General features: G+C 58.1%; 14 protein-coding genes. 9 read left to right on the plus strand and 5 right to left on the minus strand.

Annotated features, from left to right (window positions below; translation table 11 throughout):
- Positions 1 to 6 precede the first annotated feature (6 nt).
- Together ugpA and ugpB are read right to left on the minus strand one after the other, a co-directional pair.
- Positions 7 to 888 carry a sn-glycerol-3-phosphate ABC transporter permease UgpA gene (ugpA, locus tag ACYVIS_RS15125; protein ID WP_460874315.1) on the minus strand — a complete coding sequence of 294 codons (882 nt, stop codon included), beginning with the start codon at positions 886 to 888 and terminating at the stop codon, positions 7 to 9.
- A gap of 149 nt (positions 889 to 1037) precedes the next feature.
- Entirely contained in the window at positions 1038 to 2345 is a 1308-nt protein-coding gene (ugpB, locus tag ACYVIS_RS15130) for a sn-glycerol-3-phosphate ABC transporter substrate-binding protein UgpB (RefSeq protein ID WP_460874316.1), read from the minus strand.
- A 171-nt stretch (positions 2346 to 2516) separates the two neighbouring features.
- On the opposite strand from ugpB, the gene proC reads away from it, so the two are divergent.
- The 6 genes from proC to ACYVIS_RS15160 all read left to right on the plus strand — a co-directional run bounded on the left by proC (position 2517) and on the right by ACYVIS_RS15160 (position 7769).
- On the plus strand, positions 2517 to 3350 hold the full coding sequence (gene proC / locus ACYVIS_RS15135) for a pyrroline-5-carboxylate reductase (protein ID WP_460874317.1): 834 nt from the start codon (positions 2517 to 2519) through the stop codon (positions 3348 to 3350).
- Positions 3347 to 3919, plus strand: a complete 573-nt coding sequence (locus ACYVIS_RS15140; RefSeq protein ID WP_460874318.1) for a VUT family protein — start codon at positions 3347 to 3349, stop codon at positions 3917 to 3919. The genes proC and ACYVIS_RS15140 overlap by 4 nt, the downstream gene beginning before the upstream one ends.
- 225 nt (positions 3920 to 4144) lie before the next feature.
- A complete protein-coding gene (gene livH / locus ACYVIS_RS15145; protein ID WP_232743088.1) occupies positions 4145 to 5071 on the plus strand; it encodes a high-affinity branched-chain amino acid ABC transporter permease LivH in 927 nt (308 codons plus the stop codon).
- Positions 5068 to 6303: a high-affinity branched-chain amino acid ABC transporter permease LivM gene (locus ACYVIS_RS15150; protein ID WP_460874319.1), complete on the plus strand. Its 1236-nt coding sequence runs from the start codon at positions 5068 to 5070 to the stop codon at positions 6301 to 6303. Before livH ends, ACYVIS_RS15150 begins: the two co-directional genes overlap by 4 nt.
- Entirely contained in the window at positions 6300 to 7067 is a 768-nt protein-coding gene (livG, locus tag ACYVIS_RS15155; protein ID WP_460874320.1) for a high-affinity branched-chain amino acid ABC transporter ATP-binding protein LivG, read from the plus strand. Before ACYVIS_RS15150 ends, livG begins: the two co-directional genes overlap by 4 nt.
- Positions 7068 to 7769 (plus strand): ABC transporter ATP-binding protein, encoded by a 702-nt coding sequence (locus ACYVIS_RS15160; protein WP_460874321.1) that lies wholly within the window; start codon positions 7068 to 7070, stop codon positions 7767 to 7769.
- An 88-nt stretch (positions 7770 to 7857) separates the two neighbouring features.
- Here the strand turns inward: ACYVIS_RS15160 and ACYVIS_RS15165 are convergent, their stop codons facing one another.
- Together ACYVIS_RS15165 and ACYVIS_RS15170 are read right to left on the minus strand one after the other, a co-directional pair.
- Positions 7858 to 8466, minus strand: a complete 609-nt coding sequence (locus ACYVIS_RS15165; RefSeq protein WP_460874322.1) for a glutathione S-transferase family protein — start codon at positions 8464 to 8466, stop codon at positions 7858 to 7860.
- 217 nt (positions 8467 to 8683) lie between these two features.
- A complete protein-coding gene (locus ACYVIS_RS15170; RefSeq protein ID WP_460874323.1) occupies positions 8684 to 10567 on the minus strand; it encodes an alpha/beta hydrolase family protein in 1884 nt (627 codons plus the stop codon).
- A gap of 225 nt (positions 10568 to 10792) precedes the next feature.
- Here ACYVIS_RS15170 and ACYVIS_RS15175 point away from each other — a divergent pair, with 225 nt between their 5' ends.
- The 3 genes from ACYVIS_RS15175 (at position 10793) to ACYVIS_RS15185 (ending at position 13756) form a co-directional block, all read left to right on the plus strand.
- A complete protein-coding gene (locus ACYVIS_RS15175; protein ID WP_460874324.1) occupies positions 10793 to 11767 on the plus strand; it encodes a D-2-hydroxyacid dehydrogenase in 975 nt (324 codons plus the stop codon).
- Between the two features lie 73 nt (positions 11768 to 11840).
- Positions 11841 to 12977, plus strand: coding sequence for a glycerate kinase (locus ACYVIS_RS15180; protein WP_460874325.1), 1137 nt, complete (start codon positions 11841 to 11843; stop codon positions 12975 to 12977).
- Complete coding sequence (locus tag ACYVIS_RS15185; protein ID WP_232743096.1) at positions 12974 to 13756, plus strand: SDR family oxidoreductase; 783 nt, start codon at positions 12974 to 12976, stop codon at positions 13754 to 13756. Before ACYVIS_RS15180 ends, ACYVIS_RS15185 begins: the two co-directional genes overlap by 4 nt.
- Here ACYVIS_RS15185 and ACYVIS_RS15190 read toward each other — a convergent pair.
- Positions 13746 to 15212, minus strand: coding sequence for an MFS transporter (locus ACYVIS_RS15190; protein ID WP_460874326.1), 1467 nt, complete (start codon positions 15210 to 15212; stop codon positions 13746 to 13748). The two genes, ACYVIS_RS15185 and ACYVIS_RS15190, sit on opposite strands and share 11 nt — an antisense overlap.
- Between the last annotated feature and the right edge of the window lie 4 nt (positions 15213 to 15216).

A 15216-nucleotide genomic window follows, 5' to 3' on the forward strand; every position in this document is an offset into this window, starting at 1 on the left:
GATTCGTTAATAGTTGACCTTGCGGTCAATATAACGGAACTGGATTACCGTAAGGCCGACGACGATCAGCATCAGTATGACGGATTGCGCGGCCGATGATCCTATGTCGAGCCCCTTGAAGCCCGAGTTGTAGACCTTGTAGACCAGGATCGCGGTCGAAGTTCCGGGGCCGCCCTGGGTCATGATGTCGATAATGGCGAAAGTGTCGAAGAACGCGTAGATGACATTGACCACGAGCAGGAAGAAGGTGGTGGGTGACAGCAGGGGGAATACGATGGTCCAGAAGCGCCGCGCGGGGCTTGCTCCGTCGATGGCCGCCGCTTCGATCAATGATCGTGGAATGGATTGCAGGCCGGCCAGGAAGAACAGGAAGTTATAGGAAATCTGTTTCCAGACCGAGGCCAGCACCACCAGGACCATGGCGTCGTAGCCATCCAGCCGCGGGTTCCAGGAAACACCCAGGCGGGTGAGATAGACCGCGAGCACGCCGACAGACGGCGAAAACATGAACAGCCACAAAACCCCGGCAATGGCTGTGGCTACAGCATAAGGCCAGATCAGCAGGGTTTTATAAAAACCGGCCCCCTTGACTATACGGTCGGCCATGACAGCCAGGAGCAACGAGATCACCAGGCCGGATACGGCAACCAGCAGCGAGAAAACGGCCGTGACCTCGAACGAATGGACATAGTCGGAATTGGAGAACAAATCGGCAAAATTGCTCAGCCCTACGAACTGGGAAGACAGTCCGAAAGGATCTTCGATCCGGAAGGCTTGCCACATGGCCTGTCCCGCCGGCAAAAAGAAAAACAGGATGGTGATCGCCAACTGGGGCGCCAGCAAAAAATAGGGCAGGGCTTTATGAGTGAATACAACACGTTTTTCCATGCTTGAGCCTTGTGATCTTGCCCTTCCGGCCGGTCTTCGCCCGGGCCTCCGCGAGCCGCAGGCGCCATTGTGGCACAGGCCAAAAAACCGTGAAGAGTGCCCCTGTGCTTCGGGGCATGCCTCACGGTTTCAGTAGGCCCGCCAACTATTTATTTGACGCTTTTCTGGAAACGCTCCAACAGTTCATCGCCGCGCTTGACCATGACGTCGAGACCAGCCTGGGCGCTGACCTTGCCTGCAAAGATCTGTTCCATTTCGCCATCTTCGATATCGCGAATCTGGGGCAGATAGCCCAGGCGTACGCCGCGAGAGTTCTTGGTGGTAGTGGCGTCGAGCTCTTTGACGGCGATGTCGGTGCCCGGATTTTTTTCATAGAAACCGGATTTTTTCGTCAGCTCGTAGCCAGCCTTGGTGACCGGGACATAACCGGTACCTTGATGCCATGCGGCTGCCTGTTCCGGGCTGGCCAGGAACTTGAAGAACTTGGTGATACCCTTGTATACCGCGGGGGATTTCTTGGAAAAAACCCACAGCGAAGCGCCGCCGATGATGGTGTTTTGCGGGGCGCCTTTTACGTCGGCATAATAGGGCAGTGTAGATGTGCCCAGGCTGAATTTGCCGTTTTTGAGTATGCTGGCGCGCGTTCCGCTGGAGCCGGTAAACATGCCGCATTTGCCCGAGATGAATAGCGCATTGGCGGTATCGCCGCGGCCGCCATAGGTAAATGTGCCTGCCTTGGCCATATCGGCCAGGAACTTCATGTGGCGCGCGAACAAGGGCTTGTTGACTTCAAGGCGGGCATCCAGGCCGCCAAAGCCGTTATCTTTCGAGGCGTAGGGAACGTTATGCCAGGCTGCAAAGGTTTCGAGCTGGATCCATGACGGCCAGTTGGTGGTATAGCCGCATTCCATTCCGGACGCACGCAGTTTTTTAGCGGCCTCGGCCACTTCGGGCCAGGTCTTGGGCGGTTTTTCGGTATCGAGGCCCGCTTTCTTGAAAGCATCTTTGTTGTAATAGAAAACGGGTGTCGAGCTGTTGAAAGGCATGGATACCAGCTTGCCCGACGGCGAGGAATAATAGCTGGCTACCGCGCCCAGGAAATCCTTGGGATTGATGGGGTCGCCGGCCTTTTCGGACATTTCCTGGACCGGGACGATGGCCCCTTTTGCATACATCATGGTGGCGGTACCCACCTCGAAGACCTGGAGGATATCGGGTGCATTGCCGCCACGGAAAGCGGCAACGCCCGCATTCATCGTTTCGGCGTAGGATCCTTTGTAGACCGCATGGACGACATAGTCGGACTGGCTCTTGTTGAATTGGTCGACAATAGAGTTGACGCGCTCGCCCAGAGGACCCTGCATCGCATGCCAGAACGTGATGTCGGTCGCCGCATGCGCCGTGCCGAGGGTAGCGATAAGACCGGCGAACGATAATGCTAGATATTTCGCTCTCATGAGCTTGTTCTCCTTGGAAAAGCCTGCCGAGACGTCGTGTACACGGTCAAGCCTGTTAAGTAGTCTATGACATGCTTATTACAATGTCGTGACTGTAACGACACTGGATGCGCAGGTCAATGCATATAAACACCATCATCAATTTCGCAGAAATCGTACAATATGCCCCCTATGACTAAAGAACTTACCCTCTCTCTCATCGGTGGCGGCAATATGGCAACCGCACTGGCGACGGGCCTCATCGGCAAGCGCTGCGCCGCACACGACGTACATGTCATCGACCCCAATGAATCCGTAAGGGCGGCCTGGCAAGAGCGCGGCACGACGGTGGCTGCTACCCCTGATGCCCAACTGGCCGGGCGCCGGGTGTGGATCTTCGCCGTCAAGCCTCAGCACATGAAAGAAACGGTGCTCAGCTGTCGGCCGTTCATCCAGCCCGAAACGCTCGTCGTCAGCATCGCGGCCGGCATTACCGGTACCACCATTGCCGGCTGGCTGGGTACGCCGGAACGCCCCTGGTTGCGCGCGGTGCGCTGCATGCCCAATACGCCGGCCCTGATCGGCGAGGGCATTACGGGCATGATGGCTTTGTCGGGCGTGTCCGAAGACGACAAAGCCCTGGCCCAGCAGCTCCTGCGCGCAGTGGGGGAGGTTGTCTGGGTCGAGAGCGATCAGGCGCTCGATGCGGTCACCGCCTTGTCGGGGAGCGGCCCCGCCTATGTATTCCTGTTTCTGGAGGCCCTGATACAAGGAGCCAAAAATCTGGGGCTCAGCGACCAACAATCGCGCCAGCTGGCGCTGGCCACTTTGCATGGGTCTACGCAACTGGCTGCCTTGTCGCCCGAGCCGCCGGCCACTTTGCGCGAGCGCGTGACTTCCAAGGGCGGAACCACTGCGGCGGCGCTTGCCGTATTCGAACAGCGCCAGTTTGCGGCCATAGTCGGCCAGGCAATGCTGGCGGCATCCGGCCGGGCGGCCGAATTGGCCATCGAGTACGCAAAATGAGTTTCTCCGGTTCAAGCAGGCTGCTGGTGCCCATGACTCCTTCCCAGTTTTTTATTGCCGTCCTTGCCATGGGCGTGGTTGTCGTGGGTTCGAATATCCTGGTGCAGTATCCGATCAATCATTGGTTGACATGGGGCGGTCTTTCCTACCCGATTGCCTTTCTGGTGGCTGATGTCCTGAATCGCCGCTTTGGTGCGCGAGCTGCGCGGCGGGTTGCCGTAATAGGGTTTGTTGCCGCATTGCTGGTGTCATTCTGGGTCGCCACGCCGCGTATCGCCGGCGCTTCAGGCCTTGCCTTCCTGTGCGCGCAACTGGTGGATATCCACGTATTCGACCGTTTGCGCGACCAACGCTGGTGGCGCGCTCCGCTGCTGGGCGGCGTAGCGGGCGCCACGCTCGACACCTTCGTGTTTTTCAGTGTGGCGTTTGCAGGAACAGGCGTGCCCTGGTTGGCCTTGCTGTTTGGCGACCTGGCCGTCAAGCTATTTGTCAATTTAACGATGTTGGCGCCATTTCGCGCCATGATGTGGAATTTGGCTCGTCCTGCCGCGATGCAGCAAAATGCCTAAGGGGTTTTCCGTAGTGACAAGGCAGGGGCTAATCGTCAGAATGGCCAAGCCATACGAGGCAGAAGCCTGCTACTAGAGTTCGCCGTAACAAGTTCGTCCGACCGGCTGCAACGCGGATAATTTGTTACGGCGAACTTCATCGGAGAACAGTAATGACGAGTTCCTGCAAAATAGCTTTGCTGTTGCCGGCCATCCAAGCCACAGCTACCTGGAACCCCTGCTCTTATGTCTGATTTCATACCCGAACTTACGCAACAACTGTTCAACGGCTTGTCGCTCGGCGCAATTTATGCACTGATCGCCATCGGCTACACCATGGTATACGGCATCATCGGCATGATCAATTTTGCGCATGGCGACATCTACATGATCGGCGCCTATGTAGGCCTGGTTACCTTGTCGGCAATTGGCGTCAATAGCGGCCTGCCTTTGCCGCTCATGGTGCTGGCCATGCTGCTGGTCGCCGCCGTGGTAACGGGCATCTATGGGTATGCCATCGAGAAAGTCGCCTATGCGCCGGTGCGCAGCAGCCCCAGGTTGGTGGCGCTTATTTCAGCCATCGGCATGTCCATTTTCCTCGAGAACTGGGTGGCGATCGGGCAGGGCGCACGCGATATGGCAGTCCCCGCGCTGATAACCGGCTCGGTTCAATTCAATATGAGTTCCGATTTTGCGGTCACCGTGCCTTACTCGCGCATCATGATCATTGTCGTGACTGTCCTGCTCATGGTCGCGCTTTCGCTTTTCATCAAATATTCACGCACGGGCCGCGCATCGCGCGCGTGTTCGCAAGATATACACATGGCGAATCTGCTGGGTATCGATACCAATCGCATCATCTCCTTTACCTTCGTCATCGGCGCCATGCTGGCGGCGGTGGGCGGCGTGCTGATTGCTCTGGCCATAGGCAAGCTGAATCCCTTTATCGGCTTCATCGCCGGAATCAAGGCCTTTACGGCCGCTGTGCTGGGCGGGATAGGCAGCATACCGGGCGCCATGCTGGGCGGCGTACTGCTGGGGCTGGCTGAAACACTGGCGGCAGCCTATATTTCCTCCCAATACAAGGATATTGTGGCGTTCAGCCTGCTGGTGCTGATTCTGCTGTTTCGCCCAACCGGCCTGTTGGGCAAGCCTGAAGTGGAAAAAGTATGAAGGGTACGAATTTCAAGAATGCGCTGATTGCAGCCTTCATGGCCGGCGTTATTATTGCGCCCGTATTCGGCTTGCAGATCGTGCGCCGCGGGGCGCAAACCCATCTTCTGCCCGACTGGCCCATGATCCTGGCCGGCATGGCCATCGTGTTTGTGTTCCAGCTGTTCCGGCCTGCCGTCGTACAGCGATTATTCTCAACGAAAGGCAAGAAGCGCTTCGCCATGCCGGTGCTGAGCGATTCCACGCGGCGCATACTGATCTACGTGTTTGTGGCGGTCGCTGTCATCTGGCCGTTTACCACAGGCCGGGCGCAGGTCGATCTCGCGACGCTGGTACTGATTTACGTCATGCTGGGCCTGGGCCTGAACATTGTTGTGGGTTTTGCCGGCTTGCTCGACCTGGGCTTCGTGGGTTTTTACGCGGTCGGAGCCTATACCTATGCTTTGCTGTTTCACTGGGCAGGTTGGGGCTTTTGGCAGGCTCTGCCTTTGGCGGGCGGCATGGCCGCGCTGTTCGGATTTCTGCTGGGCTTTCCGGTGCTGCGATTGCGCGGCGACTACCTGGCCATCGTGACCCTGGGTTTCGGCGAAATGATACGTTTGCTGTTGACCAACCTGTATTCGATTACCGGCGGCCCGGATGGCATATCAGGCATACCCAAGCCGACCGTATTCGGCTACCCGATGGTGCGCCGAGCGGCGGAGGGGCAAACCACCTTTCACGAACTGATGGGTTGGACGTTCAATACCCAAGACGTAATTGTGTATCTTTATTTGACGGTCTTGTGCCTGGCGCTGCTGGCCCTGTTTGTGTCTTCCCGTGTAATACGCATGCCTATCGGCCGCGCCTGGGAAGCCCTGCGTGAAGACGAGATTGCGTGTCGCTCGCTGGGGCTCAATCCCACCCGCATCAAACTGTCGGCCTTCACCATGGGCGCCATGTTTGCCGGATTCGGAGGGGCTTTTTTCGCGGCCCGGCAGGGCCTGGTCAACCCCGAGTCATTTACCTTTATCGAGTCGGCCCTGATTCTGTCCATCGTCGTCCTGGGCGGCATGGGCTCGCAACTGGGGGTTATTCTTGCCGCTATAGTGCTGACGGTCGTACCTGAATTGGCCCGCGAGTTCGCCCAGTACCGCATGTTGATTTTCGGTCTGGTAATGGTATTGATGATGATGTGGCGTCCCCAAGGCTTATTGCCGGTCAAGCGCCCGCAAGTGGAGCTGACGACATGAGCGGCACTCTGTTGAAGGTATCCGGGCTGACCATGCGTTTCGGCGGCCTGCTGGCCGTCGACGATATTGAATTCGAAGTCAGGCGCGACGAAGTCTTTGCCATCATCGGGCCTAATGGGGCGGGAAAAACCACGGTGTTCAACTGTGTTGGGGGCTTTTACAAGCCCACGACCGGCAACATCCTGATGGATGGGAAAAAAATCGGCGGCTTGCCCAGCCACAAGGTTGCGCAGCAGGGCTTGGTACGCACATTCCAGAACGTGCGGCTTTTCAAACAACTGACCGTGCTGGAAAATCTGCTGGTGGCGCAGCACACTCGACTACAGACGGGTTTCTTGCAGGGTTTGTTCAGGGTACCCTCGTATCGCAGGTCCGAACAGCAAGCGCTTAAACATGCGGTTGACTGGCTCGATTTCATGGGCATACGCCAGTTCGCCAATCGTGAGGCAGGCAACCTGGCTTATGGGCATCAGCGCCGGCTGGAAATCGCGCGCTGCATGATCACCAAGCCACGCCTGCTCATGCTCGATGAACCGGCAGCGGGTTTGAACCCACAGGAAAAACGCGATCTTCAACTGCTCATCGATCGCCTGCGCAAAGAATTCGATGTGGCTGTTTTGCTCATCGAGCACGATATGAGCCTGGTCATGGGGGTATCAGATCGCATCCTGGTCATGGAACACGGCAAGCCAATCATCACGGGGCTGCCCGCCGAAGTCCGCTCCGACCCGCGTGTCATCAAAGCATACCTGGGGGAAGAATAGGTGCTGAAGCTCGAAAACGTCCATACTTATTATGGCGCCATCCAGGCTCTGGATGATGTTTCGGTTGAAGTCAATCAAGGCGAAATCGTCACTTTGATCGGTTGCAACGGTGCGGGCAAAACCACCTTGCTCATGACCGTGTGCGGTTCGCCGCGGGCCAAAAGCGGCCGCATCACTTTCGAAGGGCAGGACATTACCACTGCGGATACGCATGCCATCATGCGCCAGGGCATTGCCATTTCACCCGAAGGGCGGCGAATCTTCTCCGACCTGACCGTAACCGAAAATCTGCAGATGGGTGGTTTTTTTCTCAATAAGAAACAGATTATCGATGGTCTTGATCATATTTATACAATGTTTCCCCGGCTTAAAGAGCGCGCCAATCAGCGCGCCGGCACCATGTCGGGCGGCGAGCAGCAAATGCTGGCCATAGGAAGGGCACTCATGACGCAGCCCAAGCTCTTACTGCTCGATGAACCTACGCTGGGCCTGGCGCCTTTGATCATTACCCAGATTTTCGAAATTATCCGTACGATACGCCAGCAGGGCGTGACAGTTTTTCTTGTCGAGCAGAATGCCAACAAAGCCTTGCAGGTAGCCGATCGCGGCTATGTGCTCGAAACCGGCAAAGTGGTGTTGGCCGACACTGGCGCCAACTTGCTGAGCAACGACGAAGTACGCAAAGCTTATCTTGGCGCGTAAAGCGGGGTTGGAAGGCGGGCGGCCACAAGGCTGCCCCCCTGCAAAAGGCCGTTCAATCGACAACAAGCCTTTGGCCATTAACAGGGTGTTACGCCAATCCTTGCGCTTTCAAAGCGGCCTGGACGCCGGGGTCGGCTGACATGCGGTCGTGAAAGGCCAGCAAATTCGACAAACCTGATATGTCCAGGCCTTTGGCTTTAGCCCAGCGAATGATGGTGTACAGGTATGGATCGGCAACCGACCGGCTACCGCTCAGCCATTTTTTTCCCGCCAGATGCTTGTCAACGATGCCAAGCAGGAAAACGACTCTTGCCGCCGCTTTGCTGGCCAGTTCCGCTTGAAAATCCGCGTTATCGGTAAAGGCTGCCGGGCCGAAAACCAGGCTGAAGGTACGGTGCAGGTCTGAATTGCAAAAACTCAGCCAGCGCCGCATTTCGGCGCGTTCCCTGGGCGTGTCGCCCAACAGTTTTGCTTCGGGATTTTTTTCCGCCAGATATTCCAGAATAGCGGCGCTTTGCGTCAGGGTCAGATCGCCGTCGATCAATACGGGCACCGAGCCCACGGGATTCAGAGCCAGAAACGGCGGTTCTTTTATTTCCGTGCGGGTCACGGCCTGTGATTCGTACGGCTTGCCTATCCATTCCAGAACAATTTGCGTCGCGAGAGGGCATGCGCCCGGCAAGTAATAAAGTTTCATTGATCTTATGCTGGAAACTTCGGGGGATGGCCCAAAGAGGGATAGCGCGTCACGCATGGCGTGACCCAGTTCCGGCAACCTCCTTGAATAGTGCGCTATCGGAATTACGTTGCGTGTATCTTATTCCATTTCCGCGCCCGTTGTGTGGGCTCGCCGCGGGCCGCTCCGCATACGGCGGGAGACACCCGCGAATCATGCCGCCGGACTGAAAATCGAATCAACTGCGCGACTTCAAATGCAAGGCAAGAAATTTTTCCATGCGATCGTAGAATTCGAACTTGTTTTCATCGTTATGAAAACCGTGGCCTTCGTTATCCTTGACAATATATTCGACCTCTACGCCGCGGGCCTGCAGGGCTGCCACCATTTGATCGCTTTCATCCTTGTTGACGCGTGGGTCGTGCGCCCCTTGCGCAATCAATAAAGGCGTTTTGATTTTATCGGCGTTCAAGGCCGGCGATGTAGCAACCAGGCGGCTCCGGTCGTGTTCGGGGCTGCCGACCATGCAGTGCATTTTCTCGAGCATGGGCTTCCAGTAGGGAGGAATCGTGTCCATGAATGTCAGCAGATTGGAAACTCCCACGTAGTCTACTGCCGCGGCGTACAAGTCCGGTGTGTACGTGATGCCGGCCAGGGTCGCGTAGCCGCCGTAGCTGCCGCCATAAATAGCGATGCGTGCCGGGTCTGCGATGCCTTGGTCGACCAGCCATTGCACGCCGTCCGTAATGTCGTCCTGCATGCTCAGACCCCACTGCCCAAAACTGGCCTCCCAGAAGCGCCGCCCATAGCCTGTGGAGCCCCGAAAATTCATCTGCAGCACGCAATAGCCCCGGTTGGCGAGAAATTGCGCTTCAGGGTTGAAGCCCCAGCCGTCGCGTGCCCAGGGGCCCCCATGTGGGTTGACAATGCACGGCAGATTCTTTGCCTCTCGCCCAAGCGGCAAGGTCAGATAACCGTGCATGGTCAGGCCGTCCCGCGATTGGTATTGAATAGGCCGCACGGACGCCATGTCCTGCTCGGGCAGACTGGAGTTGATATCGGCCAGTTTGTCCAGCGTATTGCGATCGGCGTCGTAAAGATAGCGTGCGCCGGGCGTTTTATCGCTATAGGCGGCCACAATGAATTTGCTTTCGTCGCGCGTGCTGCTTTGAAAAGCTATTTTGTAGCCGGGCAGCATTCCCGACAGGCGCTTGAAGCGCTCGGCACTGACTGCATCGAAAAAATGGTACGCCGGCTTATCGGCTTGATAGACGGCTGCCGTCAATACCTTGCGTAGCCGTGAATAGGCGGCGCCATCGAGGTCGACGGAATCGGCGGTAAAAATCTCTTGTTCCTGATCGGGGCGGGTCGGGTCTATGATGACCAGCGCCAGAAGATCCCGGCCGCGATTGCTCAGCGCATAAAAAGATTTATTGTCGAACGTAAAGAATTCCGGGCTGACGGTCGTGCGAAAATCGGTGGTGATAATGGGCTTGAACGATGCTGTTTCATCGTCCCGATAGAGCAAGGTGGTGTGCAGCCCGTCGCTGGTGATGCCTGCCCGTACGCGGCCGGCGTGGTCGGTTTGCCAAGCCACGATATTGCCGGGATTTTCAGCCACCAGGCTCAGTGCCGCGGTCTTCACATGGGCGCGATAGACGTCGAATACCTCCGGGTTGCGTCCGTTATGGCTGATCAGTATGTGTAGGGGATCGTCCTCCAGGTCGTCTTCGACGCTGGCTCGCACACCTTCAAGCGGCGTCAGGTCGGTGATGGTGCCTGCGGAAACGTCGACCGCAACCACGTGAAAATTCTCATCGCCGTTGAAGTCTTTCTCGTACAGAATTGTATGCGACCCTTTCCAGAAATACTGGCCGATGTCGCGCTCCGTTTCGCCGGTCAGGCGACGCGGCTCACCCACTGGCGTGCTGCCCTCAAGCGCCTGCACAAATACATTCATGCGGGCCGGCTTGCCATCGATACTGACCGGCTCCATGAAACCCAGCATGGTGCCGTCTTCGGACAAGCGGAAAAAGCCGCGGTCGGGATTCCGGAAAAAATCCTTGACAGGATAGTGTTTCGGAGCCTGCGGCGCGGCGAGGCCGCCGTCGTTGGATATCATATGTGTTTTATGCAGCAAGCGGGAGAACGGATTTGTCGGCATGGTCGGAATTTTGGCGTATGGATATGATCTCGGTACTATATCGGATAAACCGGATTCGATTTTTAACAGAGCGGGTTTTGTTTATATACTTGCCCGTTGATGTCGCTGTAACGCGGGTAGGCCTGTCGTCAAAGCGCCCTTCGCACAAGAACCAGCTCTCATACAACCTCTCCAAGGATTTTCATGGCTGACCGCCCTTCGCATATTGTTTTCCTGGACCGCGAAACCATTTCAGCGCAAACAGTGCTGCGGCCTTTGTCTTTTGCCCATGAGTTGACCGTATACGGCCGCACAGCCAAAGACAATATCGCCGGCCGGATTGCGCAGGCCGATATCGTGATCAGCAATAAAGTGCCGTTAAGCCGGGCCACGCTTGAACACGCACCCAAGCTCAAGATGATCGCCGTGGCCGCCACAGGAACCGATATCGTGGATTTGCCGGCTTGCCAGGAACGCGGCATTGTCGTGTCGAACATCCAGGGTTATGCCGTCAATACCGTGCCCGAACACACGTTCGCACTGATATTCGCCCTGCGCCGCAGCATCGTGGCCTATCGCGAATCGGTCAAGGCCGGACGCTGGCACGATTCGCAGCAATTCTGCTATTTCGACTATCCGATCAAAGATCTGGCGGGTTCCACATTAGGCATTATCGGTGATGGCGTGCTGGGCCAGGCAGTCGCCGCCATCGGCCGAGCCCTGAACATGCGAGTGCTCTTTGCGGGACGCAAGGGGGCCGGCAAAGCCGGAGCTTTGTATACGCCTTTTGAGCAAGTGCTCAGCCAAAGCGATATCATCAGCCTGCATTGCCCGCTTAACGCGCAAACACGCGGCATGATCAGCGATGCCGAGTTTGCCCAGATGACTCGCAAACCCCTGCTGATCAACACCGCCCGAGGCGGGCTGGTGAATGAAGAGGCATTGGCGCGCGCGCTGCGATCCGGCCAGATCGGCGGCGCCGGCTTCGACGTCACGACGCCTGAGCCTCCCGACAACCAGCATCCTTTGGTGCAATTGCTGGAACTGCCCAATTTCATCCTGACCCCGCATGTGGCGTGGGCCAGCGACGAGGCGGTACAAGGCCTTGCGGATCAGCTCATGGATAATATCGAAGCCTTTCATAACGGATCTCCCCGCAATGTGGTCAAGGCCAAATAGGGCTTGCACCGATTGCCGTCTTGTATGATCTTGTTCAACTCGTCACTACTTGTTCCTGAAAGTGAGCCGCTCAATGCGCATCGTTATTGCTCCTGATTCATTCAAAGAAAGCCTGACCGCTCCCGAAGTCGCCAATGCCATGGCGGAAGGTGTGCGCGATGTGCTGCCGAAAGCGGAAATTGTCTGCGTACCCATGGCCGATGGGGGAGAGGGGTCGCTCGACGCCGCCATCGCCGCCAGTTCGGCACAGCGCCGCAGCGCGACAGTGAGCGACGCCAACAATCAGCCTTGTCTTGCCGACTGGGCCTGGCTCGGAAACGGCAATGCCTTCATTGAAATCGCCACGGCGGCGGGGCTGGCACAAATCCCGCCTGAGCAGCGCAATCCCCTGACCGCCACGAGTTTCGGGGTTGGCCAATTGATTTTGCAAGCGCTGGACGCCGGCGCCAGGCATATCACCATAGGTCTGGGCGGCAGCGCCTGCAATGACGGTGGGGCGGGTATGCTGCAGGCGCTCGGTGTCGGTATGCTCGATGCGCAAGGCAAGGACCTCCCTCCAGGCGGAGCTGCCTTGCAACAGCTTGCGAGCGTGTCGCTGGAGGCGATCGACCCGCGTTTGCGGCACGTCGCGTTTGAGATCGCCATGGATGTTGACAATCCGTTGTGCGGGCCGTCGGGTGCATCAGCGGTTTTCGGCCTGCAAAAAGGGGCCAGCGGCCAGCAGGTTGAACAGCTCGATGCCGCGCTTGGGCATTTTGCCGGCCTGAGCGCTCGTATTCTGGGAAAAGACGAGCAGCACACTCCTGGTGCCGGTGCGGCCGGCGGCCTGGGTTTTGCGATCAAGGCATTCCTGAACGGTTCGTTCCGCCCGGGGGTAGAGCTGCTTGCCGAGTTGTCCGGCTTGCCCCAGGCGCTGGTGGGGGCCGACCTGGTTTTCACCGGAGAGGGCCGGATGGATGCGCAAACCCTGCATGGCAAGACACCGGCAGGGGTCGCCGCCTACGCCCAGGCCCTGGGCATACCGGTTATAGCAATAGTAGGGTCCCTGGGCGCCGGGTACGAAGCTTTGTACAAGGCCGGAATCACGGCGGCGTTCAGTCTGGTGCCGGGGCCCATTACCCTGGCGCAAGCTTGCAAAGACGCTCCCCAGTATTTACGGCAAAGAGCCGGCGATAGCGTGCGCATCTGGCTTGCAGGCCATAAGTCATGACAAACCTCGGCGATCTACCCGATTTTTCCCTCAATAACCGCCTGGCCCTGGTTACCGGATCAACGCAAGGCCTGGGGCTGGTCATTGCAAAAGCCTACGCCGCCAGCGGAGCCCGTGTGGTCATCAACGGCCGGAATCCCGATCATGTGGCGCGGGCCGTGGCGGCACTGAGCTCGCAGGGCTGCCTGGCCTATCCGTTCGTGCACGATATCGCCCGGCTCGACACTCAGGAAGCGGCGTACGCGCAGCTTTGCGCGCAGATTGGCGTGCCCGATATTCTGGTGAACAATGTCGGGATCCGTATACGCAAAACACTGGGAGAGGCCTCGCTCGCCGAAATTGTCGAATTGGTCAATGTCGACCTGATTGCCGGCGTTCATTTATCCAAGCTCGCTGCCCAAGCCATGGCCAAGAGCGCGGCGGCGGGCCGCATTATTACCATGACGTCGATTGCCGGCGAGCTGGCGCGGGCCGGCGATGCGATTTATCCGATTGCCAAGCAGGGATTGAGCGGCATGGTGCGTGCACTGGCGGTGGAATACGGGCCCAAGGCGATTACCAGCAATGGCATAGCGCCCGGCACATTTGCGACGGAAGCCAATGCCCAACTGGTCGACGACCCGCTCAAAAGCAAACGGGTCGTGGGCCGCAATCCGCTTGGGCGCTGGGGTCGGCCCAGCGAGATAGCAGGCGCCGCCGTGTTCCTGGCCTCGCCTGCCGCATCGTACGTCAATGGCCATATTCTGGTGGTCGACGGAGGCTTTTCCATTACGTTTTAAACTTTGGCGCGGGCGTCCGGGCGACCCTGTCTTGCAGATTCATTGCCCGGCCGGGGGCGGAGGCACTGATATATCGAGCCGCAATCAGTACGGCTACCAGGTAGGCGATCGCGACAACCCCGCACATCCACGGTAAACCATGCGACCAGTCGGGCTGCATATGGATCGCCGCACCCATCACCGCAACGCCCACCAAGGCGCCAATCTGGCGATTGGCATTCAATGCCGCGGCCGCGATATTGGCATGATCCTGGCCCGCCAATTGCATCATGATAACGGTCATTGCCGGCACGGCCATACCTACGCCGAGATTGGCCGCTGCCATCAGCACGATTAGTAGCGCATAGGGCATGCGTGCCGTAAAAATCGTCAGACCGACGAAAATGATTCCCGCCGTTGCAAGCCCCGCCAGCATGGTGGTGCGTGTATCCCGGCGGGCGCTGATCCGGCCGGACAACAAGCTGCCGATGCTGAACATTGCCATCAAGGGCAAAAGGGCGATGCCGGTATGCCAGGCGTCGGCGCCGCGCTCCTGCTGCAGATACAAACTGATCAGGAACAGTTGCCCGTATGCTCCGAGATTGATAAAAAAACCGATGCCGTTGGTGGCGGCAAAGCGCGAGTTATGGGACAGGTCCCGCGGCACGACGGGCGTGGCGCTGCGCTGTTCTCTCATCGCGAACAGCAATATGGCGGCAATACCCATGGCCGCCGCGCCCAGAATTGCCATGGATGACCAGCCGTATGATGCTCCATTGATCATGACAAAAGAAAATGCGGCCAAGCCGATTATGGCAAGCATGTGGCCTGTCGTGCCTAGCGCCTGGCGATGGCGGGGCGATGGGGCAAGATGGCGCAAACCCAGCATTATCCCCAGCAGGCCGATCGGAATGTTCAGCCAGAAAATGAAGCGCCAGCCGACCGCGGCCACAACGATACCTCCTACCAGTGGCCCTGTTGCACCCGCGGCCGATACGATGGCCGACCACAGGCTCAATACCTTGATGCGCGCTGAGTCTTCCGGGTATGCCTGATTCAGCAAGCTCAGGGAGGCCGGCATGAACAGGGCGGCTCCAACACCTTGCAGCAGGCGTGCTCCCACGAGGGCGGCGCCACTGGGAGCCAAGCCGCACAGCAGGGACGCGCTGACGAATATGCACAGTCCGGCCATATAGGCGGCCCGGGCTCCATAACGGTTCGCCATCGCCCCGCCCAGCAGCAAGAATGCGGCAAATGTCAGGGTGTAGCCGTCCACCACCCACACCAGGCCGGCCAAGCTTATATCCAGACTGGCTTGTATATGCATCAAGGCGACATTGACAACGGTGACGTCAAGCATGGCCATGACAAAGCCGAGCGCCAACGCGATGAGCGGCCATGCGGAAATGCGGGATGTCTCTTTTGCAGTGGGGATGAGCGTTGGAGCCAGGCCGGCGCATTGTTGTGTAATCGGCATGATG

The organism is Paralcaligenes ginsengisoli, assembly GCF_054781135.1.

Bases quoted from the DNA above. Each gene is read 5' to 3' on its own strand.
- ACYVIS_RS15185 (WP_232743096.1), top strand. From the start codon at position 12,974: ATGACAAACCTCGGCGATCTACCCGATTTTTCCCTCAATAACCGCCTG.
- livH (WP_232743088.1), top strand. From the start codon at position 4,145: ATGTCTGATTTCATACCCGAACTTACGCAACAACTGTTCAACGGCTTG.
- ACYVIS_RS15190 (WP_460874326.1), bottom strand. From the start codon at position 15,212: ATGCCGATTACACAACAATGCGCCGGCCTGGCTCCAACGCTCATCCCC.
- ACYVIS_RS15175 (WP_460874324.1), top strand. From the start codon at position 10,793: ATGGCTGACCGCCCTTCGCATATTGTTTTCCTGGACCGCGAAACCATT.
- livG (WP_460874320.1), top strand. From the start codon at position 6,300: ATGAGCGGCACTCTGTTGAAGGTATCCGGGCTGACCATGCGTTTCGGC.
- ugpA (WP_460874315.1), bottom strand. From the start codon at position 888: ATGGAAAAACGTGTTGTATTCACTCATAAAGCCCTGCCCTATTTTTTG.
- ugpB (WP_460874316.1), bottom strand. From the start codon at position 2,345: ATGAGAGCGAAATATCTAGCATTATCGTTCGCCGGTCTTATCGCTACC.
- ACYVIS_RS15150 (WP_460874319.1), top strand. From the start codon at position 5,068: ATGAAGGGTACGAATTTCAAGAATGCGCTGATTGCAGCCTTCATGGCC.
- ACYVIS_RS15180 (WP_460874325.1), top strand. From the start codon at position 11,841: ATGCGCATCGTTATTGCTCCTGATTCATTCAAAGAAAGCCTGACCGCT.
- ACYVIS_RS15165 (WP_460874322.1), bottom strand. From the start codon at position 8,466: ATGAAACTTTATTACTTGCCGGGCGCATGCCCTCTCGCGACGCAAATT.
- ACYVIS_RS15170 (WP_460874323.1), bottom strand. From the start codon at position 10,567: ATGATATCCAACGACGGCGGCCTCGCCGCGCCGCAGGCTCCGAAACAC.
- ACYVIS_RS15140 (WP_460874318.1), top strand. From the start codon at position 3,347: ATGAGTTTCTCCGGTTCAAGCAGGCTGCTGGTGCCCATGACTCCTTCC.
- proC (WP_460874317.1), top strand. From the start codon at position 2,517: ATGACTAAAGAACTTACCCTCTCTCTCATCGGTGGCGGCAATATGGCA.